18 protein-coding genes and 1 tRNA gene are annotated in these 20,457 nt (G+C 61.8%); 13 read left to right on the top strand and 6 right to left on the bottom strand.

Annotated elements, in window-relative coordinates; all coding sequences use genetic code 11:
- Positions 1-87 precede the first annotated feature (87 nt).
- The 3 genes from HZC36_01810 to HZC36_01800 form a co-directional block, all read right to left on the bottom strand.
- Positions 88-173 (bottom strand) — tRNA-Leu (locus HZC36_01810).
- A gap of 235 nt (positions 174-408) precedes the next feature.
- Positions 409-1,422, bottom strand: a complete 1,014-nt coding sequence (locus tag HZC36_01805) for a hypothetical protein (protein MBI5705702.1) — start codon at positions 1,420-1,422, stop codon at positions 409-411.
- Between the two features lie 50 nt (positions 1,423-1,472).
- A complete protein-coding gene (locus HZC36_01800) occupies positions 1,473-2,177 on the bottom strand; it encodes an LmeA family phospholipid-binding protein (protein ID MBI5705701.1) in 705 nt (234 codons plus the stop codon).
- Here HZC36_01800 and HZC36_01795 point away from each other — a divergent pair.
- From HZC36_01795 to HZC36_01765, 7 genes are all read left to right on the top strand, one after another.
- On the top strand, positions 2,158-3,276 hold the full coding sequence (locus HZC36_01795; protein ID MBI5705700.1) for a family 10 glycosylhydrolase: 1,119 nt from the start codon (positions 2,158-2,160) through the stop codon (positions 3,274-3,276). The genes HZC36_01800 and HZC36_01795 overlap by 20 nt on opposite strands.
- A gap of 9 nt (positions 3,277-3,285) precedes the next feature.
- Positions 3,286-3,816 carry an ATP-dependent protease subunit HslV gene (gene hslV / locus HZC36_01790; protein MBI5705699.1) on the top strand — a complete coding sequence of 177 codons (531 nt, stop codon included), beginning with the start codon at positions 3,286-3,288 and terminating at the stop codon, positions 3,814-3,816.
- 387 nt (positions 3,817-4,203) lie between these two features.
- Positions 4,204-4,809 carry a sigma-70 family RNA polymerase sigma factor gene (locus HZC36_01785; protein ID MBI5705698.1) on the top strand — a complete coding sequence of 202 codons (606 nt, stop codon included), beginning with the start codon at positions 4,204-4,206 and terminating at the stop codon, positions 4,807-4,809.
- Complete coding sequence (locus HZC36_01780) at positions 4,802-5,278, top strand: hypothetical protein (GenBank protein MBI5705697.1); 477 nt, start codon at positions 4,802-4,804, stop codon at positions 5,276-5,278. Before HZC36_01785 ends, HZC36_01780 begins: the two co-directional genes overlap by 8 nt.
- Positions 5,278-6,300 carry a hypothetical protein gene (locus tag HZC36_01775; protein MBI5705696.1) on the top strand — a complete coding sequence of 341 codons (1,023 nt, stop codon included), beginning with the start codon at positions 5,278-5,280 and terminating at the stop codon, positions 6,298-6,300. Before HZC36_01780 ends, HZC36_01775 begins: the two co-directional genes overlap by 1 nt.
- Positions 6,301-6,336: 36 nt before the next feature.
- Complete coding sequence (locus HZC36_01770; GenBank protein ID MBI5705695.1) at positions 6,337-8,655, top strand: transglycosylase domain-containing protein; 2,319 nt, start codon at positions 6,337-6,339, stop codon at positions 8,653-8,655.
- A 319-nt stretch (positions 8,656-8,974) separates the two neighbouring features.
- Positions 8,975-10,198, top strand: a complete 1,224-nt coding sequence (locus tag HZC36_01765) for a TlpA family protein disulfide reductase (GenBank protein MBI5705694.1) — start codon at positions 8,975-8,977, stop codon at positions 10,196-10,198.
- 156 nt (positions 10,199-10,354) lie between these two features.
- On the opposite strand, the gene HZC36_01760 is transcribed toward HZC36_01765, so the two are convergent.
- Positions 10,355-10,618, bottom strand: coding sequence for a GlsB/YeaQ/YmgE family stress response membrane protein (locus tag HZC36_01760; protein ID MBI5705693.1), 264 nt, complete (start codon positions 10,616-10,618; stop codon positions 10,355-10,357).
- 374 nt (positions 10,619-10,992) lie between these two features.
- On the opposite strand from HZC36_01760, the gene HZC36_01755 reads away from it, so the two are divergent.
- Entirely contained in the window at positions 10,993-11,343 is a 351-nt protein-coding gene (locus HZC36_01755; protein MBI5705692.1) for a YtxH domain-containing protein, read from the top strand.
- A gap of 951 nt (positions 11,344-12,294) precedes the next feature.
- On the opposite strand, the gene HZC36_01750 is transcribed toward HZC36_01755, so the two are convergent.
- Positions 12,295-14,967, bottom strand: coding sequence for a pyruvate, phosphate dikinase (locus HZC36_01750; GenBank protein ID MBI5705691.1), 2,673 nt, complete (start codon positions 14,965-14,967; stop codon positions 12,295-12,297).
- 268 nt (positions 14,968-15,235) lie between these two features.
- Between HZC36_01750 and HZC36_01745 the strand changes: the two genes are divergently transcribed.
- Positions 15,236-16,237 carry a hypothetical protein gene (locus tag HZC36_01745; protein ID MBI5705690.1) on the top strand — a complete coding sequence of 334 codons (1,002 nt, stop codon included), beginning with the start codon at positions 15,236-15,238 and terminating at the stop codon, positions 16,235-16,237.
- Between the two features lie 198 nt (positions 16,238-16,435).
- Positions 16,436-16,819: a hypothetical protein gene (locus tag HZC36_01740; protein ID MBI5705689.1), complete on the top strand. Its 384-nt coding sequence runs from the start codon at positions 16,436-16,438 to the stop codon at positions 16,817-16,819.
- Between the two features lie 8 nt (positions 16,820-16,827).
- Here HZC36_01740 and HZC36_01735 read toward each other — a convergent pair whose 3' ends face one another.
- The gene (locus tag HZC36_01735; protein ID MBI5705688.1) at positions 16,828-17,106 is read right to left on the bottom strand and encodes a hypothetical protein; all 279 of its coding nucleotides are present in this window, start codon (positions 17,104-17,106) and stop codon (positions 16,828-16,830) included.
- Between the two features lie 125 nt (positions 17,107-17,231).
- On the opposite strand from HZC36_01735, the gene HZC36_01730 reads away from it, so the two are divergent.
- The 3 genes from HZC36_01730 (at position 17,232) to HZC36_01720 (ending at position 20,422) form a co-directional block, all read left to right on the top strand.
- Positions 17,232-18,161 (top strand): hypothetical protein, encoded by a 930-nt coding sequence (locus tag HZC36_01730; GenBank protein MBI5705687.1) that lies wholly within the window; start codon positions 17,232-17,234, stop codon positions 18,159-18,161.
- Between the two features lie 407 nt (positions 18,162-18,568).
- Entirely contained in the window at positions 18,569-19,105 is a 537-nt protein-coding gene (locus HZC36_01725) for a PEP-CTERM sorting domain-containing protein (protein MBI5705686.1), read from the top strand.
- Between the two features lie 159 nt (positions 19,106-19,264).
- A complete protein-coding gene (locus HZC36_01720; protein ID MBI5705685.1) occupies positions 19,265-20,422 on the top strand; it encodes a DUF935 family protein in 1,158 nt (385 codons plus the stop codon).
- Positions 20,423-20,457 lie beyond the last annotated feature (35 nt).

Here is a 20,457-nt window from a genome sequence, read left to right as displayed (position 1 = left end):
CTGCCACCCCGACGCGAAGGCGCGTTGGGGTGAGGCGGCATGGGCTTTCGTCCGGAGCGCACGGGCTGGCAGCCCGAGCTACGAATTTGGTGGGCGAGGGGGGACTCGAACCCCCACGTCTTTTGGACACTGGAACCTAAATCCAGGGCGTCTACCAATTTCGCCACTCGCCCAGGGCGAGTGAAAGGGTACCAGAGGTGAGGGAGGGGGTGAGTCGGTGAGTCGGTGAGGGGGTGAGTGGGTGTTCACCGTTTCTCCGTATCCCCCTATCTTCGTCTCTCCACCATCTGCCCCCTCACCCGGTGCGCTTCGCTTACCGACCTCTCCCTCGAGGGGCGAGGTGGTTCACCTGACCACGAGCCTTGAACCGCGGTCCACGGACCACGAACCACGCACCTCGAACGCCCCTTAGCCCCCCGACTTCCACATTCCCGAAGGATCGTAATCCGCCGGCAGAGGCCTTTTCGCCTTGCGCTTATAGGCCCGCTTCAGTTCCTTCTCTGCCTCCTTCCAGGCGTCCGCAGAGATAACGCGCGCGTGCCCGTCGCAGTAGGCCACCACACGCGAACCGTCGGGCCAGGCCATCGACTCGTAGATCATCACGACGCTGGCCGGAGCCTCCAGGTCGACCGCGCTTGCGCCTGCCACGTTCGCCGCAAACCGAAGCTCGCCGCCATTGGGGTTCAAAGTCTTGAAGGTGTCACGGTTTTTGACGTAGGGATAGATCACCGACCAGGCCGATTTGCTGCTCTGCGCCCACGGGTAGACGTCGTCGTAGTCCGCGCAATACATGATCATTCCAAGGGCAGCCTGCTTGACGTTGCTTAGGGTCGCGGTGCGCTGAGCCTGAAGTCTGGAACCCAACTGGCCGGGCTCACCAGGGACGGTGGCCATCCCACCCTCAAGCGGCGGCGCGCCTTCCCCTTGAAACGCCTTGCCCAGGTCGCCCAAGGGCGTGATGCTGGTGATCTCCGACGATCGGATGAAGCAAAGACTCAGGGTGATGGCCCCCATCAGATCGGGCGATTCGCTTAGCGCCACCAGTTGGATGGGGTTCGGATCGAACCGATAGGTGACCAGGTATTCGATGCCGGCGGCGATGGCCGTCTCGCCCTTCGTCCAGCAGACGTCGATCAGCGATAGAAGCCCCATCTGTCGCTGAGACTGGGATGAGGTCCGGTCGCCGTCGGACATCAGGAACATCATCATGCCGGTTGGGCCGTCGAACATACCGTTTGAGGAGCCGGGCACCTTGATTCGCGAAGCCTTGTAGCCCTCCGGCAGCTTGGATAGAAGCTGTGTCTCCGGGTAGGTGGTCTGGTTGAGGAGTTCGCGAACGCCAGCTCCTTGTGCGAGTGCACCGGACCACGAGATCGCCACAACGGCAAACAGCGAGGAACGCAAGACAGATTTGAGTGCCATGGACTTGCCTCCGGGCGATTGGCTTCGCCCGAGGCCAGTTTATCCAGTATTCATGGGGAGAGGGTGCCACCCAGAGCGATTCGGCCAGCCTCGATTTCCACCGACGCGAGCTCCACATCGAATGGAAGCTCTGAGACGTCGAGTAGCGGATTCATGCTATCAAGCTGCTTCTGGACCAGGCTCCTCATGCTGCCGCCCATCACGTCCACCGAGTCGGCCCTCACGAGCAGTCGCTTTCCCCCCTCAATCTGAAGGCTGCATTCCGCGGTTCCACCCACCCGAATGATCATCGTGACCGCCGCCTCGACGACGATCTTTCCAGGAAACAGCCTGATGGAATCGATCTCGATGCCCTCGGGCGTCTTGTCCCGAACGAACTGGGCTAGGTCTTCTTGGAGCACGACGCCCCTGAAGGCCGCGGGCTTATTGAGCGCCAGCTTCTGCCGGCTGCTGTCGTAGGAGGCGTCCTGCGCATCGATCTCGATGGAGTCGACGACGAGGCCGGCGGGGGTCAAGACACGGCGTACCGTGAGGTCCAGCGACTCGAAAGAGGCGCTCCACGACTTTGGCAGTTCCATGAGCGGACCTGAATCTACCCTTACGGCAAGGGGATTGCGCCGCTGGATGGGGCGTTTCGAGTATAAGAGTCTTGTGCTGGCAACTCTGGTTGGATTTCTCGCCCTTTCGGAAGCTCTCCCCCCAAGCGAACCGGCCGAGGAGTTTCGCGGCGTTTGGGTGGCGACGGTCGACAACATCGATTGGCCCACCCGGCGGGACCTTTCGACCGATCAGCAGAAGCATGAGCTGATGGCCATCTTGGATCGGTGCCAAGCCCTTAACCTCAATGCCGTCATCCTTCAGGTCAGGACCTCCTGCGACGCGCTGTATGATTCCAAACTGGAGCCCTGGTCGGAGTTCCTGACGGGGCAGCAGGGAAGGCCCCCGAGTCCGTATTGGGACCCCCTGAAGCTCGCGGTCACCGAAGCTCACAAGCGCGGGCTCGAACTGCACGCGTGGTTCAATCCGTATCGCGCCAAGCATCCCGCGATGAAAGGCGCGCTCGACAAAAGCCACCTCGCCAATTCCGATCCGGCCCTAGTCAAGACCTATGGCCAGTATCTGTGGCTGGATCCGGGGGAGCCCAAGGTTCAGGAGCGTTCCCTCGCGGTGATCCTCGACGTCGTGAAGCGATACGACGTGGACGGAGTCCACATCGACGACTACTTTTATCCCTATCCGATCCGGGACGCCGACGGCAAGACCATTCCGTTTCCAGATGATCCCTCGTTTCAGGCCTATCAGGCCCGGGGCGGAAAGCTGAATCGGGACGACTGGCGCAGGAAAAACGTCGACGACTTCATCCAGGCGATCCATAAGGGGATCAAGAGGCACAAACCCAGGGTCAAGTTCGGGATAAGCCCGTTTGGAATCTATCGCCCCAACATGCCGGAGGGCATCAAGGCGGGGCTGGACCAGTATGCTGAGCTCTATGCGGACTGTTTGAAGTGGCTCAAAGAGGGCTGGTGCGACTACTTCACGCCGCAGCTCTATTGGAGGATCGACCCACCAGCCCAGAGCTATCCGAAGCTGCTCGAATGGTGGGCCGCCAACAACCCCAAGAAGGTCGCCATTTGGCCGGGCAGCTTCACGGGCCAGATCGGCGAGAAGCAGGCCAATTGGCCGGTGGACGAGATCCTGCGCCAGATTGAGGCCTCGCGAGCGGTGAAGGGGGTCACAGGGCAAGTGCACTTCAGCATGAAGAGCTTGATGCAGAACTGGAAGGGGATCGGCGACAAGCTGGTGGAGGGCCCCTATCGTCAGAAGGTGCGTGTGCCGGGCGCCAGGTCCAAGTAGACTCAATCCATGATCCGATCCACCACCGTCGTCGGCGTCCGCCGCAACGGCCAATCGGCCATCGCTGCAGATGGCCAAGTGACGCTTGGCGAAGCCACGATCATGAAGGCCAAGGCCAAGAAGGTCCGGCGACTTGGAAGCGGCTCGGTCGTGTGCGGGTTTGCGGGGTCTGTTGCCGATGCCCAGGCGCTCTGCGACAAATTCGAGGCAAAGCTGGAGGCATTCGGCGGGAATCTGCGCAGGGCAGCGGTCGAGTTCGCCAAGGAGTGGCGTACGGACAAGCTCCTCCGCCACCTAAACGCGGTGATGCTGGTGGCCGATGCCACCGAGTTGCTGGTCGTGAGCGGTGATGGTAACGTCATCGAACCCGACGATGGCGTTGCGGGAATCGGCTCGGGCGGCCCCTATGCCCTGGCTGCCGCGCGCGCCCTCATCGAGAACACGGACCTTGACGCCAAGACGATCGCCGACAAGGCGCTAAGGGTGGCCGCGGACATCTGCGTGTTCACGAACCACGAGATCACCCTGGAAACCGTGTGAGGGCTCTTCGCCGTATGCGAGTTGAGCGACGGCGGAGAACACAGGGGCCCCGCCTGGAGGTCCGGGCTGGGGCCCAAGTGAGACAGAAACGACCTGCATGGATCAGCAAGCCACGATATCAGTTTGCGCCAGGATTTGGCGTTCGGATAGGGTGACTTTTCAAAGCGCGTGGAAATGCGGGTTTGGATCAGGCAATGCTGGCAGGGGCTCAGGCTGCAATTCCTCAAGTGCCCCCGTAGGGATGGGTCGCGCTTCAACTCCTCGAAACCCTCAGCAGAAACCAAGGTACTGCCCCAGAATGGGACCAACTCCAGGTTCCGGTGAACTCCTGGGCCCAAAGAACGTCCAATCCCTTCGACGATGGAGCTGTGCTTCAGAATGGGTTTGATGCCAAGCTCGCAACTCGACCACGCAGCCGAGCTTGCCCTGCTTGAAAGGTGCCGACGGCAAGACGCCGAAGCCTTTTCGCGCATCGTCGACGCCTACCAGAACCGACTCTACGGCTTCATCAAGCGCATGGTGCCCGACGCCGAAGAGGCCGCGGACATCGCTCAAGAAGTGTTCGTTCGGGCGTTTCAGAGCATCGGCAGATTCGACGGCCGATCCTCGATCCGCACCTGGCTCTTTCGCATCGCGCACAATCTCTGCGTCGATCGGGCGCGAAGAAGCAGCCGTGCCCCTTCCGAATTGCGGATCGACGCCGCCAGCGATGAGACAGAGGCCCTGGAGATTCGAGACGACCGGTGGGACCCGCAGGAAGTCGCCCTCAGCGAGGAGATGCAGTCCATCGTGGAGGCCGGAATTGCCGGGATGAGCGATAAACTGAGGACCGTGCTCGTGCTTCACGATCGAGAGGAAATGGCCTATGAGGACATCGCCAAAGTTCTCGATATTCCTGTTGGAACCGTGAAAAGCCGATTATTTTTGGCGAGGGCGCATTTGCAGAACGTCTTGGGACCGTACCTCCGCGGGGAGGTGATCATCAATGACTGACCGAGAACTCCGAGATTTGATGTTGACGTCCGATGGCAATGGCCTTTCGGATGAGGTTGAGGCAGACCTGGACGCTGCCCTTTCGAGAACGAGCTTTGTGGCAGAGTCGGTGCGCAGCCTTCCTGAAGAGCCGCTCAGCCTCGCATGGCGAAGCGAGCTCAACGAGCGCCTCCTGGCGCTATCGAAAAGCAAGCCCAAGCGAAGCCTCCTTGCCACTCTCTGGCGTCCTGCACTGGGACTTGGCCTTGCCTCGATTCTCGCGATCGCTTTCTATCCTCGCGGTGAGGCTGCTCTGCCTCTGGCGGCTTCCGGTTCGGACATCGAAGCGCAAATGGTGAGCGCCCATCAAGAGGCCGTGACGAGCGTGATGACGGTTGGCCACGGGTTGGCTTCCTATGAGGCCGTTCCGACGGTGCGGCCCGCCTCCAACGTCATTCACTGGGAGGAGGCCGACCTAGGGGACCTGTGATGAGGTTTGCACTTCCTTTTTGTGCTGCTCTGATCGCCGTCGCCGCTCTTGGCGCTGCGCAGGAAAAGCCCAGGCCTTTCGGTGGTGGAGGCTTTGGCCGTGGCGGTAACCAACACGTCGACTTTTCCAAGCTCGACCTGCCGCCGCTACTCAAGCGCGCGATTGAAAACGGCTCCAAACTGAGATTTTCCGGCACCAGGGTGGTGGAGTTCAAGCGCGGGTCAGAGCGCAGAACCCACACCGAATACATCTGGAAGGACGGCACCAGGCTGCGCATCACGTTTCCCGCAGACTCCGAATTCGCAGGACAGATCATCGTCGAAGACGAGAACTCCCGCGAGCACTACTTCCCGGGAAAGAACGAAATCGAGGTGATGGCGCCCAGGCGCGAAGAGACCTTGACGAGGATGATCGGCTTCATGGCCCGCCCCGGCAGCCCGTCGCCAAAGTTTGTGACCGGAGACTCTGAGACCGTCGCCTCCCAACGGTGCACCCCTATCGCGATTTGTGATCCCAAAGGAAACGCCTTTGCCCGGTTTTGGATCGAACCGCGCACCGGAATGGTGCTGAAGCGCGAGCTCTACGATCCCGCCGGTGGCGTTGTCGGGAGCCTGAGCTTCACGGCCGTCAGCTTCCGGTTTCGCCCCAGACCCGGAGATTTCGACCTTCCGATGAAGATCACGGGGGCGACCCGCCTGACCCCCGAAATGCTTGCCCGCCGCCTGATGAAGGAGAAAGGCATGATCGAGGTCTTTCTGCCCGCCGACGAGGGCTTCAAACTCGAAGGGTCTCGCCTCTTGGGCTCGCGCGAAAAGCCCACGCTCATGCTGTTCTATCGCGGCGAAAAGGGGCACCTCACACTTCACCAGGTCGAGGGCAATGTGGACCTTTCCCGGCTCCGCGGAATGGCTGGACGCGACCTCAGGGTCTACGCCTGGCAGGCCAGGGGAAGAACCTTCGCCTTGATGGGCCAGATCGGGGAAGACGAACTCAAACGGCTTGCCGGCAGAATCCGTTTGTGAAACGGACGGCCCGGTATCTTCGTTCTATAGATTGACGTGGCCTCAAAATCGGCCGGCAAGGCCGCTACGAAGAGCAGGGAAGCATCACGCTCACGGCACAGGAACGCGCGCCCACCTTGGGTCGGGCGGCTGAAGCGTTTTGCCCTCTACTCGTTTCTCTTCGGCGCCGTTCTCGCCCTGATCCTTGGCGTCAAGTTCTACAACGAGCTGCTCTGGGCAGAGGGGATGGTGCCAAAGCTCGATGAGATCACCGAGCAGATCGCCTCGAACGCCAGCACCATCGTGAGCGCGGACGGGAAGGTCCTCTTCCGTGCGCAGGCAGAATACCGGAAGCCCGCCAAGTTTGAGGAGATTCCCAAGTTCCTGAGGGACGCGACGTTGGCGGCGGAAGACGTTCGCTTCTACGACCATCGCGGCGTGGACTTCCAGGGCCTGGCGCGGGCGCTCTTCGTCAACGTTCGCGATGGTCGAACGTCCCAGGGCGGCAGCACGATCACCATGCAGCTCGCCAAGCGCGTCTACACGGGGCCCGAGCGCTCGTTCGACCGAAAGGTCAAAGACATGGCGCTCGCCATCCAGATCGAAAAGACGCGTACCAAAGACCAGATACTGACGATGTACATGAACCAGGCCTACTATGGGTCTGGCGCCTATGGCATTGGCGCTGCCGCGAGTGTCTATTTCAACAAGGACTTGAAGGACCTTACGCTTTCTGAGGGGGCCATGCTCGCACGGCTGGTTCAGAGGCCCAGCGCAAACAACCCGTTTCGCAACCTGGATCGGGCGCTGGAAAACCGCGACATCGTGCTCAAGCGCATGCTGGATTACGGCATGATCACCGAATCCCAATACGATCAGGCGACGAACGAACGCATCAAGCTCGCCAGGCGGAACTTCGGCTCCGGCGCGCGCACCCTGGCCTCTCCCTATTTCGTGGACTACGTGCTCGACTTCATCCACGACGAGTTCCCCGAGATCGACCTGACCAAGGGCGGTTACAGGATCGAGACGACCCTGAACTCGGAACTCGATGGCCTTGCTCAGGAAGAAGTTGAAAGGGTCGTCCGAAAGTATTCGAAGTTGAGCATCACCACCGGCGCGTTTGTGCTCATCGACTCGGAGGGGCGAATCAAGGCAATGGTCGGCGGCGTCGACCATGAGCGCAACAGCTTCAACATGATCTTCCAGGGGGTTGGGCGCCAGCCCGGGTCCTCCTTCAAGCCTCTGATTTACGCCGCAGCGCTGGGGACAGGCGCCATGGACTTTCATGACCGAGTCTCCAATGAGCCGTTCTATGTCGACGACCCGATCAAGGGCAGGACGATGTGGCCAAAGAACTCGAACGGCAAATACGGCGGCTCCAAGAGCATCGTGAGCGCCCTCGCGGGCTCGGTCAACGTGTGCGCCGTTCGAACCTGCGAACAGGTGACGCCCCACACAGCCGCAGACTTCGCCAAGGACGTGTTTGGGATTCAGAGCCCGCTGGACCCGGTTTTGGCGCTTGCGTTGGGCTCCAGCGCGGTCAAGCCTCTGGAGATGGCGCAGGCGTATTCAGTCTTCATGCTGCGTGGCGATCGCTGCAAGCCGTTTGGAGTTTCTCGAATCATCGGCCCAAATGGAGACACGATCGCCGAATATGCGCCGGAGATCAGACGCGGCGTCCTGGACGGCGAGGTGGCCAAGGACCTCGATACCTGCCTAAGGGCTGTAGTGACCGGTGGCACGGGAGGTGCGGCTTCTGTAGTTCCCAACTCGCGCGGCAAGACCGGCACCACCTCCGACCACAGGGACGCATGGTTCTGCGGCTACACGAACTCCCTTGTGGGGATCGGCTGGGTCGCCAACGAACGTCGGGAAGGGAAGCGCTGGGTGTATGACCCGATGAACCGCGTGTTTGGCGGCAAGGTCACGATCCAGATTTGGACGGGCGTGATGAAGCGCGCCGTGAAGCTCTTCGAAGCGCAAGAAAAGGCGGCCGGCAAGCGCGCGCCTATCAAGAGCACCCCGGTCGAGAAGACCCCCGAGGAGCCGGCGGTGGACGACGCGGCCGGCGGGGACGCGCTGCCCGACATGCCCCCGATCACGCCGCCGATCACCATCGGTGAAGACCCGCCCTTGCCCACAACGGGCGGCGAGGGCACGGGAGATGCAGACCTGGGCTCGCCGGTCACGACGGGAAGCCCCGGGGCCGGCAAGGCGGACCCAAGGTCGGAGCGGCGCGGGAACGAAGTGATCGCCGTGGAGATCTGCGCCGATTCGGGCCAGATTGCGAACCCCTATTGCCCCGAGACGGTAACACGAACGATGGCGCGAGCGAAAGTGCCGAAGAGCAAGTGCCAGATGCACGGGCCCTAGGGACAGAGGGACGGAGCGCGGGGCATCCTTGCCAGGCCCTAGCGAGGGCGGAGGTGTGGAAGGGCGGAAGTGAAGGGATGAAGGGATAAGGGGATGGAGCGCGGGCATCCTTGCCTGGCCGCTTGGGAGGGCGGAGGTGTGGAGGGGTGGAAGGGCGGAAGTGAAGGGATGAAGGGATAAGGGGATGGAGCGCAGGCATCCTTGCCTCGCTCCTCGCTCTGTCACGAGGGGCGACGAGCGATGCGCGATATGCGATTCGGGATGCTGATAGGCGCGGAGGGTCGTGGGCCCGAGGAACCGCCGTATAATGCCAGTTGAGATGGCATCCTCGCTGATTCCGTTGCTGGCATCGTTCCTCATGCTGGCCCCATGGCAGGCGGGTATCGACCCTCGAGCCGTCGCGAGCGCCCTTGAAGCCGACCGCAACAAGCAAATCTCCGAAGCTGTAAAGGCGGGGAAGACCGCCGACTTTGCCCGGATCGACAAGGAACTCGTGGACCGCGCCAAAGCGAAACTCGCCGGCATCGACGCCAAAGCGTTGCCCGCTGCAAAGGGTGTGGACTGGGCCGCCCTCTTTACGCTCGCCGAACGCCACGCCGAATCGCGGGACCTCATCGACAGGTACCTGGCGCTCGACCTCAAACCCGCCGAGAGGTTCGCCGCGCAACTGGCCTTCTGCAGCGCCTCGGTGAAGCTCAACGACGGCGCCGCGATCTATGACACGCTCCTCAAGGTGAACCCGCCGACCCCCGCCAACGCCGTCTGGCTCGGGAGCATTACGGGCGGGACCTATCACTACTGGATTCGCGACGCCAAGGGCGCCAAGGGCGCGCTGGAGATCGTTCAAAGGGTGAAGGGGTTCCTGCCCAAAGGCCCCTATCGCTCGGCCCAGGAAGCCAAGGATGCGGGCTGGGCCAGGCGACAGATCGCCGACTGGGAGGCTCAATACCTTGCCGAAACGGGACGGCGGGACCAGGCGATCGCCGTACTCGACGAGGCCCTCACGGCCCTGCCCAAAGACACCTACCGCCTGGCCGAGCTTGGCCTGACGAAGAAGCGGATCGAGATGCTCGACCGCCACGCCCCCGCGCTCTATTCGGTTCAGGCTCACGGCAATTTCAAGGGTCTGGAGGCCTATCGCGGGCGGGTGGTGCTCGTCGAGTTCACCGCGCACTGGTGCCACGCCTGCCACGAGGCGCTGCCGAGCGTTCGCAAGCTCGCGGCGGAGCTGCAAGGCCTTCCGTTCGACGTGCTCAGCGTGACCACCTATTACGGCCACTTCCTCGCGGAGAGATCAAAAGAGCGCGACATGCCGAGGGAGCAAGAGTTCGCCAAAATGCCGGCGCTGATGAAGGAACTTGGCATCACCTGGCCGATGGTCTACACCGAGCGCGAAACCCTGAACGCGTGGGGCGTCAGCGGCATCCCGGAGTTCATCGTGCTCGACCAAGAGGGCAAGGTGCAGATGCTGGACCTGGGCTTCAGCGAAGCCAAATTCGGCCGGATCAGAGAGAAGGTCCTGGCGCTGCTGAAGGGGAAGTGAGAGGGGCAGAACGGCAGCCGGCCGCTGTCCCCAACGACCTTGTGCCTCGATGGGCTGCCCTGCACCGGCCTTCCGTCACCGCCCAAAACGTTGGAGCAAACCAAACCCCCGCACCGAAGGTGAACCTGCCCAAGGGGTGGCCGGTCGGCGCGGCGCCTATGCCCAAACCTTTCTGAACACGAAGATGATCACGATGGCGCCGATGGTCGCCCCAACGATCGACCCAAGCAGCCCGCCCGAGCCGGGTGTGTGAAGAAACGTTCGCATCGCCAGACCGGTAAGAACGCCGCCGGCAATGCCCAAGAGGATCGTCATGATGCAGCCCGAGGGCTCCTTCCTCGATCCGGGCATGAGCATTTTGGCCAGGATTCCTGCCACCGCACCCACGATAACCCACCAGAGCCATCCGTGGGCAAACATCTGTTTCAGTTCATTTTCCATGTTGCACCGCGCTCCGTTTCTACTGCTCGTTGACCCTTAGCGACGTGCGTACTCAGTAAGTGCGAAACGGTATAGGGTTGGCCGCGTTCGCCTGGATATGCGCATGTTGGTCTTTGCACCGGCATGTGATTCTCGCGGGCCAACCCACTCATGATCATGAAGCCAGAAGGCTCCTAAGAAGTGTCCGTATTTTTGCGTCCTCTAGTCCCCCGACAGTCTTTGGAGAGGCATGCGCGGGCCCGAATTCTAAAGCGGCTTGGCCGGTTCGATTTCCTCGGCTTCCACCTCTAGCAAAAGTACCTATAAGCGGCTGCGGAGGCTCGGTGGAGCAGGGGCGGGAGTAGAAGGGGTACATGGACCATCAAGAAACCACTATGGGGGAGCGCTTCAATATCACCTCGCTGCTCCTGGGCGTAGCGACAGGTATCGTTGCGACCGTGCTCTTTGCCACGTACGATGAGCGCCGATTCAAGCGGGTCACGCGCTCGACCCGAGCCGCGGGCAACCGCACCGGCGAATACCTTTCCGACTTCGATGACAACCTTCGAGAGAGGGCCGACGACATGGTCGATTCGGCTCGCAACGGGGTCCGGAAAGTGGGCAAATCGGCGCGGCATGCGGTGGACTCGGCAGCACGATCGGCGGAAGATTCGGCCGACCGACTGGCCGATTCCGCGCACCGGGCGATCGGTTCCAAGCCCTGAAAGGGGCGGCCCTCCGGCTCTTGGGTGGCCCTGTTTCTCCCTCCCTCTCCTCTGCCTCAATACCTTTAGGTGTTGAGGCTCGTCTCGTCTCAATCGGTCTGAACTCAAAGCCTCAACGCCTAAGGGTGCTGAGGCATTCAAAGGGAAGTTAAGGGCGGGGGCGAGAGAGATTGGGGGATGGGGCTATATGTTGCCGCCCGTATGTTCTTCCCTTAAGAACAATGGGAAGGCGGCAAAAAGATAATGGGTTCAACTTTTCTGCCGCCCGCCTCTGTGTCATAGGGCATTCCTTCGGGCAGATGCCCAGACACACGCGCCTCATCCGGGTATGCGGCGTGACCTCGCCTCTCGCTTCTCGCCTCTCGCCTCTCGCCTCTCGCCTCTCGCCTCTCGCCTCTCTCCTCGCGCCAAGCACCAATCGCGGTTCGCCGGTCCCCATGTGCCCGGCGCTTGCTGCCCGGGGGATACACACAAGGGGCAGGCGGCAATTGGACTTTGGACCTTGGCTCCCGACAAGGCTTTTGGGAGCTCCGATCACACCACCCTCGGAAGGGTGGAGCCACCCAAAGGCCAACATCATTGGGAAACCCACCCAAAGGGTGGCCCGCCGCTTTGCGGAGATGCCCACTGTTGAAGAGCATCTCAGAAGGCTCCGTCTCTTGAGTCCGGGCACATAGCTGGCGCGCAACGTGAATCACGTGCCAGCTTCAGGGAGGGCGCTGGGGCGCCCTGACCTTCGCGAGAAAGATTCAGGGGAGCGGTCGCTGCTTTATGCCCAGAAGCTTGGGCCCGCAGACACACTCGAGGGGAAGGCGGCAGAAAGGGGAAGGGGCCCCGGAGGTCCCCCCAGTTCGTACGTTGGTAGGTTTGTAGGTCTGTAAGACCGAAACCCCCTCACCCGGTTCGCTTACGCTCACCGACCTCTCCCCCCCCTGGGGCGAGGTGAAAGCCCTACTTATCCAGCGCTGCGACCTTCACCCTATCCTTCAGAGCCGCTTGGGCGGCGGCGAGGCGGGCGATGGGGACGCGGTACGGGCTGCAGCTCACGTAGTTCAGGCCAAGCTTGTGGCAGAACTCGATGCTGCGGGGTTCGCCGCCGTGCTCGCCGCAGATGCCGAGCTTGAGCCACGGCTTGACCGATTTGCCCTTCTCGACGGCCATCTGCATCAGCACGCCCACGCCCGACTGGTCGATGCTCTCGAACGGGTCTCCCGGCAGGATCTTCTGCTCGACGTAGGGCTTCAGGAACCGGTCGCTGTCGTCGCGGCTGAAGCCATAGGTCATCTGCGTCAGGTCGTTCGTCCCGAAGCTGAAGAACTCGGCCTCGGCGGCGATCTCGTCGGCAGTGATGGCGCCGCGCGGGACCTCGATCATCGTGCCGAACACATAGGGGATGTCGACGCCCTGCTCCTTGACCACATCCCGCGCCGTAGCTTCCAGCTTCTCGCGGACGAACTTCAGCTCGTTCACGTGCCCCACCAGCGGGATCATGATCTCGGGCACGGCCTTGCCGCCCTTCTTGATCACGATGGCCGCGCCCTCGAGGATCGCGCGGGTTTGCATCTGCACGATCTGCGGGAAGACGATGCTGAGTCGGCAGCCGCGCAGGCCCATCATCGGGTTGATTTCGTGCATGGACTCAACGGCGTGCAGGAGCTCTTCCTTCGCGGGGTCGGATTTGCCCTGGGACCTGAGCACGGCGACCTCGCCGATGAGCTGCTCCAGGCTTGGCAGGAACTCGTGCAGGGGCGGGTCGATGAGGCGGACGGTGAGCGGGCGGCCCTCCAGCGCCTCGTAGATGCCGACGAAATCCTGCCTCTGGAAGACCAGCAGCTCGTCGAGTGCGGCTTGGCGCTCGGCATCGTCGTCGCTAAGGATCATGCGCTGGACGACGGGGCGGCGCTCGCCTTCGAAGAACATGTGCTCGGTACGGGTGAGGCCGATGCCCTCCGCGCCGAATCGGATGGCCAGGGCGGTGTCGGCGGGGGTGTCGGCGTTGGTGCGGACGCCTAGGGTCCTGAAGCCGTCGGCCCAGCTCATGTAGGTGTTGAAGTCTCCGGTCATGGTGGCTTCCTCGACCGGGACTGCGCCGTCGATGACTTCGCCGAGGCTGCCGTTCAGGGAGATCAGGTCGCCTTCTTTGACCGTTCGCCCGGCGACGGTGAACTCCTTCTTGGAGCCGTTGACGCTGATGTCGGAGCATCCGGCGACGGTGGGGATGCCGAAGCCTCGGGCGACGAGCGCCGCGTGGCTGGTCATGCCGCCCTTTTCGGTGAGGACGCCCTGCGCGGCGAGCATGCCCTTCAGGTCATCGGGGCTGGTTTCGGCGCGGACGAGGATGACCTTCTGGCCCTTTCCGCCCTTGCCGAGTTCGGCGGCGGTGTTTGCGTCGAAGACGGCGATGCCGGTTGCTGCGCCGGGACCTGCGGGCAGGCCCTTGGCGAGCACGCTGTACTTGGTGTTGTGCGGGATGACCGGGAGCAGGCAGTGGTTCAGGAGTTCGGGGTCCACGCGCAGGACGGCTTCTTCCTTGGTGATGAGTCCCTCGGCGACCTGGTCCACGGCGATCTTGATGGCGGCGGGGCCGGTGCGCTTTCCGGTGCGGCACTGCAGGATGAAGAGCTTGCCATGCTCGATGGTGAACTCGATGTCCTGCATGTCCTTGTAGTGCTTTTCAAGCCTGGCGCAGACATCGGTGAACTGCTTGTAGATCTCGGGGTTCTGCTTCTGGAGCTCGTCGATCTCGACGGGCGTGCGCACGCCTGCGACGACGTCCTCGCCTTGGGCGTTCATGAGGTACTCGCCGAAGACGTGGTTCTCGCCGGTGGCGGCGTTGCGCGTGAAGGCGACTCCGGTGCCGCAGTCATCGCCTCGGTTGCCGAAGACCATGGCCTGGACGTTTACGGCGGTGCCGATGTCGTCGGAGATCTTCTCGCGGCGGCGATAGATGATGGCGCGCTCGTTGTTCCAGCTTCGGAAGACGGCCTCGATGGCGGCTTGGAGCTGGACCCACGGGTCTTGCGGGAAGGGTGTGCCAGTGGTCTTGAGGACGTGGGCCTCGAAGCGCTTGCAGAGCTCCTTCATGCCGTCGGCGTTCACTTCCAGGTCGCCGCTGACGCCGAGCTCCTTCTTCAGGGCGGCGAAGATGACTTCGAAATCGTGCTTGCCAACTCCGGGATGGGTGTCGGAATAGGCGACGTCGGACAGCATCATGATGAAGCGGCGGTAGCTGTCGTAGACGAAGCGTGGGTCCTGGACCTGGATGAGCGCGGCGACGGTTTCGTCGTTCAGGCCGAGGTTGAGGACGGTGTCCATCATGCCGGGCATGGAGAACTTGGCGCCGGACCGGACGGAGACGAGGAGCGGGTTGTTGGGGTCTCCGAAGGTCTTGCCAAGGTCCTTTTCGACGTCGGCGAGGGCGGTCTTGACTTCGTCCATCAGGCCCGCGGGCATGGTGTGGCCGACCGCGTGGTACTCGTTGCAGACGGCCGTGGTGATGGTGAATCCGGGAGGGACGGGAAGGCCGATGTTGGTCATCTCGCAAAGGTTTGCGCCTTTGCCGCCGAGAAGGTCGCGCATTTGGGCATTGCCCTCGCGAAAGAGGTAAACGCGTTTGTCGCTCATGGTTGTGGTCCAGACTGGGTGATCGGGTGTTCAGGTTTTCAGGTTTTCGGGTGGTCAGGTGTTTAGGCGGCCCGGTGGCATCCAGTTGAATTCACATACTGCCAGCTGGTCAGCGGGTCCAGACTCGAAGTGCATGCCTGCAAGCGCCGACTTCTCCGACAACCCGAAAACCTGAGCACCAGAAAACCACTTTCCCGGACATGCGGCGACGCTGACGCAGGAGCGGAGAGTTGGAGAAGTTTACCTGGGTAGGCTTGATTCTGCTGAGATGACCAAGCCAGCCATTTGCCGGATTGACGGGATCCTCGCCCGAGAAGCGCCGGTCGCCGTCATCTTTCGCCGGGGTCCGAGCAAGCAGACCCAACTGCTCACCTGGAACCTGGAGACCGATGAAGTCACTCCAGGCCAGTGGATCAAGGCGATGGTCTACACGCGTCGGTGCGACATCAGTCCGGATGGGAAGCACCTGATTGCGGCGTTCACGGATTACTCAAGCCGGCGAAAGAACGCCGTCGAGCAGTTTGGGCTCAAGTACGAGTTCATGGCCGACGGTTGGACAGCCATCAGCAAACCGCCCTATTTCACGGCGCTGGCGCTCTGGTTCACCGGCGGAGCCTGGAATGGCGGCGGCCGCTGGGAAGATCGCAGGCTGCTGAAGGTGAACAACGACCCCAGCACCTGGCACGAGGCGATCTCTCCGAGGGGCGCTCCATTCAAGGTCAAGAAACTGAACCTTCGTGCTAGCGAAGATGAGCCGATCTTCACGATGCGATTGGAACGGGACGGTTGGCGAACGGCATCGCAGTTCGAGACACGCATGACGAACAGGAAAGCGTATGACGCCTTCAACAAGAAGTTTCTGTCTTCGGGGCTTGGGGTGCTTCGGGGCGACTTCGAGGAGGCCTTCAAGCTTGTGAGCGAGTTCGTGATGCCCGAGTGGGAAATGGTGCGGCCCGGGAAAGCGGTCAAGACCTTTGCCAAAGGCGTGCTGGTCTACGAGAAGTGGCTCGATCCCGGCGAGGCGATCTACGACAGATCGGAACGGTGGTCGATCCTGGACTCGGCGGGGAAGCCCCAAATGGAGTTCAGGCCGAAGCCGTTCCATCCCCAGTTTCTCGACGTGGACCCCTTGGGGCGGCTGGTCTTTGGGGACAAGGGCTGCCTCTGGGCTTGGAAGGGGTTTCCTGATGGCAAACCCAAATTGATCGCCGACCTGAACGGCAACCGATTCGAGCCGGTCGAAGCGCCGGAATGGGCTAGAACCTGGTAGGAGGTACTCCCAGGACCCGTGCTTGTCTCAGGCTCGCTCGAACCTGTGAACTCCAAGTTTTGAGCCTGCAAACCTCACAAACTGCTCTAACCTGGCATTTGGGCCAGGGGTTGGCGCGGGCCTTGCCGGAACCTGCTACTTGTGAGGCCTAAAATGGTTCCCGATTGGATCTACTGCAGCTTTGACAGCAAGGAATGCATGAAAGCTGAGGATTTCTTTAGGCGACATGGAGTCCGGCCGCGGGTGGTGATCGACGCGCGAAAAGAGAGGTACGGGAGGCTGGAGGCCCTGAGGCTGGCCAGGCCCGCCGACGGCGTCTACGCGGTCCACTCGAAGTTTGCCCTCTACATCAACCTTCGGTCGAAACGCCCAGACGTGGGGGCGCTTACCCGGGCACTGCTGTCTCCAACCGGCAACATGAAGTCTCCGGTCGTCTGCTGCGGCAAGGCGCTGATCGTCGGCTTCGACGAGGACCTCTACCGGGAGGTTTGTGAACTCGATGTGCCCAAAGCGGAAAGTACACAAGCCAAGGCTCCCGAACCATCGGTATGGAAGGGATGGGGAGCGAGCGCCAAGCCCTGAGGGCAGTCCTAACGCCTGGGGTGCCGCAAGCGGACCCTGGCACGCCCAATCAGGTTCAGCAGGGGCTTTCGAAATGCCAAGAGCAGCGTCAAGAGGGTGACGACAACGATCGTCTCCCGCTTCCAGGAAAGCCCGAGCCACGGGACTAACTCGACCGCAAGGAATAGCAGCACGAATGCGCCCACGAACTTGAACGCATCCATCGTCTGGTATCCCAGGATGCTGTAATAGGATCCGGGTGCTGGGCCGTCCGGACCCTCGAGCGAGCGAGTGTTCCCACATTTCATGCACAGGTCTCCCTGCGCAATCTCTCCGCATCGGCCGCAAATCCACGGCTTCGCCATCGGTCTATTGTTGCACCCCGATCACTGCAGGAAGGAGTCAAGGGCCAAACCCGTCGAATCGGTGCAACATGAAGCGTTCGCTGGCTTGCCTCTTGGTGTGTGTGGTTTCCATCGTGAGTTACGGCTCCGGAGTGCCCTTCGCTCAGCCCGTTCTCAAGCTCAAGAACTCGTTCATCGATCAGCTCAAGAACCGTGCAACGCTTTCCACCCAATTCACGATCGACGCCGTGACCGAGCGTCACGACCAGGACAAGGATGGCGACCTCCACATAATCGGCCGCTCTTCGGACGTCGGGCTGAGGGTGATCGCCGAGATCAAGAATGCGCTGTCGTTTGGGCCGGCAGAGGATCTGGCTATCGCAAGCGTTACACACACCCTGCCGGTCACGGGGGTCTGGCGGCTGTGGTTCGAGCATCCAGAGACCCAGAGCGACATGGTTCAGTTTGCCGACGTCAGCGTCGGCACGAGCCTGAATCAGAAGCACGTCTTCGAGCTGCATCCCTTGCTCAGAATCGGAACCGAGGACCTCAAGGCCTCCGTTGGATTCGTGAACGGTTACCTGCCTTACACGAGCGCGTATGCCTTTTTCAGAGATCCATCCAAGTCCTATGCGACGGGTTCGATCAAGGTCAAGCGGGACGCCACCTGGACCACGCTGAAGTGCAACACCAAGGCGTTCAATCACGTTTTGCTGGAGGCCAAGCTTGTCTCCAAGGCGCCCTTGGCGGGAGGCGACGGCACCGCGGCGACAGTCACGGTGATGATCGGCACCCAGAACCTGACGATGCGCGTGATCACGGCCAGCGGCACCAAGGCAGATATCGCGATCAACGCCTTGACGGCGAACAAGCGGTTCTCGCTGCTTGCCATCCCTCGAGTAAAGCTCTCGTGGATCGCCACACTACCAAAGGACGGGGTCGAGCGCACCTTTCTGCTTTCCGGAAAGGTAGCGGACTTCGTCGAGTTCATAGGCCTGCACGTTCAAAAGCCCGACTAGGAATGCCCGATGAATTCGCCACCAGGGCCGAGTCTGGAGACTCGCGTTCCGTTTGATCGGCGATGGGGCCGAGTCTGCAGATTCGCGCTCCACGGCCTGCGAGACCCGTTTTGTGATGCGCCTTAGGGGTCAGCCCCGACAGGCTGGACCGAAGGGCGTGAACCCAAAGGACGCAGACAGTGGCGCTCGCACTCCCGCTCCGACAGACCGCTGCCCTTATTCACTCTCGCGGAATGGAGCAATATTGAGCTAGACCAATAGGCTCTTCCAATTGGATGACCGCACTTTTGCTAGGTTTTGGCCAGGGACTGGTCCTTAGTCCGGTAATTGCATTACCATTGTCGAATCAGTACTCCGGGGTATGGATTGGTTAGGTCTGCACTCGGGGCTGAAAGGAGCAATAGAAAATGATTAAGAAAGCAGCAATGCTGGCGTTTGCCGGCGTGGTTGTCGCTTTGCCGGCAGCCTCTTTCGCGGGCCTTACGGGTTCGACCATGGGCGACCAGTACTATGCGTATGGCGGAGCCTACAACAGCCAGACCAACTTCGTCGTTGGCGCGGGTGTTGAGGACACCTTCCTGTCGTACTTCGATATCGACGTGGACGACACCTCGATCACTTTCGACTACCTTCCCGGCAGCAGCTCGACTTGGTCGAGCTCTTCGCTGTCTTTGGCTCCGACCATCTACAATGGCATCGCCATCCGAATGGTCAGCGGCCCGGCGTTCACCAACGTGACCGTCAATGGTGCGACGAACATGGCTGGATTCAGCGCCAGCAACATCAGCTGGACCGGTTCGGAAATCCAGATCGACTGGCAGAACCTCAGCTTCGATGGCGACACGATCGTGAAGCTTGACGTCGAAGCCGTGCCTGAGCCCGCAACGGCGGCCGCTCTGGCCCTCGGTGGCCTCGGCCTCATGGCCCGCCGCCGCCGCAAGTAAGGTCAACGACAAATCTTGGGCCGATCAGCCCGCCCTCGCCCTATGGCGTGGGCGGGCTTCGTGCTTCATTGGGGGCAAATGCGTGTTTGGCTTACGCCGCCGCACCTATGAGAGCCGGCATGGTTGACGTCTGGCCCAGCTCAACGCTTCCTGAGTGACATGCTCAAGCTTTTTGGCCGGTCCCGCAAGCGCCGCGAAGTCGCGCCGCAGTTCACTCGTTTCGAAAGGCACATCCAGCGCTCGCCGGGCCTGCCGCCGGGCGCCCTCGCCTATACAGTCTACGACCGGATGGAGCAGGACTCCATGATTCAGACCGCGCTCACGCTCAAGAAGCTGGGCGTCCTGGCCGCGCCAGGGAAGATCGTCCCCGCCAACAACACCGACTCTGCCAAGGCGAAGGCGGAGTTCGCGGAACGGGTTCTGGCGAGCATGGAGGGTTCCGCGCAGACGGTGCTCTACCAGGCCATGGACGCTTTTGCCAAGGGCTGGTCAACCCAAGAACTGGTCTGGGAGGCCAGTTCTCCCGGAGACCTCGGCATCCGCGATTTCGCAAAGTCTGCACACCAGAACTTGCGAAGTTCCGGCTCCGATGGGCCGGGGCGGTCCATCATCGCCCTGCGCGCGGTCAAACCCAAGGACCCGTCGCTGTTTGGCCTTGAACTCGACGCTTTCGGCAACATCCGCAGCCTGAACCTGCAGTTGCCTGGAGAGCCACCGACGGCTCTTCCGCGCGGCAAATTCATCGTCTATCGAAACCGATCCACCTACGGCAAGGTGCGGGGCCGGAGCGATCTGGACGCGGCCTTTGGCCACTGGACGGCCAAGTCCGAGCTGCTTGAGGCATGGAAGTTCCATCTGGACCGGTTCGCCATGCCCACCGTGTTTGGCCGCTTCGTACCCGGGTTCTCAGCAGAGGACCAGGCGAGCCTTTTGGGCGCGCTGCAGGACATCCAGTCCAGAACGGCGATCCTTCACCCCGACACCGTTTCGGTGGGGACGCTCGGTGGGGAGCGGGAGGCCTCGACCGGCTACATGGAGGCGATCGAGTTTCACAATCGCGAAATCGCCCGCGCCATCCTTGGACAGACCCTGACAACCGACGAAGGCAAGCGGGTGGGCTCGCTTGCGTTGGGCAAAGTGCACCTTCAGGTGCTGCTGCTCCACCTGGAGTCCATCCGAAGGGAGCTGGCCGACACGGTGATGACGGAGCAGGTCTTGCGGCCCCTGATCGAGCTCAACTTCGGACCGGGAGAGGTGCCGAGGTTTGAGTTTGCCCCGATCACGGTGTCCGCGTTTGCGACCGGGGAGGTGGGCTGAGGGCATTGTGGCATTGGGGCATTAAGGCATTAAGG

The sequence above is a fragment of the Armatimonadota bacterium genome (genome assembly GCA_016223145.1).
GTDB lineage: Bacteria > Armatimonadota > Fimbriimonadia > Fimbriimonadales > Fimbriimonadaceae > Nitrosymbiomonas.
This window is presented reverse-complemented; position numbering and strand designations above follow the sequence as displayed.